This window comes from Parabacteroides leei (assembly GCF_023369805.1).
Classification (GTDB): domain Bacteria; phylum Bacteroidota; class Bacteroidia; order Bacteroidales; family Tannerellaceae; genus Parabacteroides; species Parabacteroides leei.
The window spans coordinates 1-1,423 of the sequence record NZ_JAMBQG010000049.1; the positions used below are offsets into that span (position 1 = coordinate 1).

Annotated in this window: 2 protein-coding genes; both read left to right on the forward strand. The window is 37.2% G+C overall.

Translation table 11 applies throughout. The annotated features are described in order from the left end of the window. The first annotated feature begins 49 nt into the window (after positions 1-49). Positions 50-565, forward strand: coding sequence for a helix-turn-helix domain-containing protein (locus M1P97_RS26165; protein ID WP_249390617.1), 516 nt, complete (start codon positions 50-52; stop codon positions 563-565). Then, complete coding sequence (locus tag M1P97_RS26170; RefSeq protein ID WP_249390618.1) at positions 544-1,389, forward strand: IS3 family transposase; 846 nt, start codon at positions 544-546, stop codon at positions 1,387-1,389. Before M1P97_RS26165 ends, M1P97_RS26170 begins: the two co-directional genes overlap by 22 nt. Positions 1,390-1,423: the final 34 nt, after the last annotated feature.

Below are 1,423 nucleotides of genomic sequence, written 5' to 3' on the forward strand. Positions count from 1 at the left end.
TGAAGTGCACCCCAAAAGTTAGACATAAAACTTTAGGGGTGCATTTTTTATGTATAGACATCACAGTTTTGAAGAGAAACTAAACATTGTAACGAAAATTCAGCATGGTATTCCTCTTGGGCGATTAGCCTGTGAATATAACTTAGATCGGAAAATGGTCCGCGAATGGTTACGCAAGTACGAATTATATGGTGAATCCGGTTTACAGAAACAAGGTAATGTAAAAGCAACGTACGAAATAAAACGAGAAGCAGCCTTGTTGTTTTTGGATAAAGGTCTACCTTTGTCTGATATTGCATTGCGCTATGGCGTTAGCCGGGCACAATTAAGAAAATGGATAAAACTTTATAGTAATGGAGTTTTATCCCAATCGGTATACAGAGGACGACCACTAAAGGATATGGGACGATCAAAGAAAAAAGAACCTGTTTCAGAATTAGATAAGCTGCAAGCAGAGAACGCTCGTCTGAAAGCAGAATTGGCACTATTAAAAAAAGTCAGAGCCTTAGTCGAGGAAAGAGAAGCCCGCGAACGCATGAGTGGGTGGAAGCCATCGAAGGACTAAGGCTTGAACATAATGTTGCAACTCTATTGGATTGCAAGCAGATGGCTCGTTCTGTATTTTATTATCACCGCAAACGATTAATTATTGAAGATAAATACAAATGCGAAAAAGAAGAAATTAAACGTATATATCATTTGCACAAAGGTCGATATGGCTATCGGCGGATAACTGCTGAAATGCGAAACTTAGGTTATAAGATAAATCACAAGACAGTACAAAAGCTAATGGGTATACTGGATTTGAAATGTAAGATAAGGAAGGTTCGCTATCGCTCTTACAAAGGAGAAATTGGCAGAATAGCTCCAAATTTGCTTGAGAGAGATTTTAAAGTAAGCTCGCCTAATCAAAAATGGGCTACTGATGTTACGCAAATAAACATCAAAGATGAGAAGATATACTTGTCTCCAATACTTGATATGTTTAATGGAGAAATCATTTCTTATAGCATCTCAAAAAGCCCCAATATGCAAATGATAAATGAAATGTTAGATAAAGCATTTGATAAGGTACAAAACACAAACGGCCTTATCTTTCATTCTGACCAAGGATGGCAATATCAACACTACAGATATCGGAAGGCGTTGGAAGATCGCGGAATACTTCAGAGCATGTCTCGAAAAGGGAACTGCCTGGACAATGCTATGGCTGAAAATTTCTTCGGGATTATGAAATCGGAACTTCTATATGCTCAAACCTTTGAATCTGCTAAAGAGTTCATAGATGCGTTAGAAGAATATATAGACTATTATAACAATAAAAGAATTAAAATCAGATTAAATGGAAAGAGTCCGGTGCAGTACCGAACTCTTTATCAAAATATATAGTAGATAACTTGTCCAACTTTTCGGGGTCACTTCA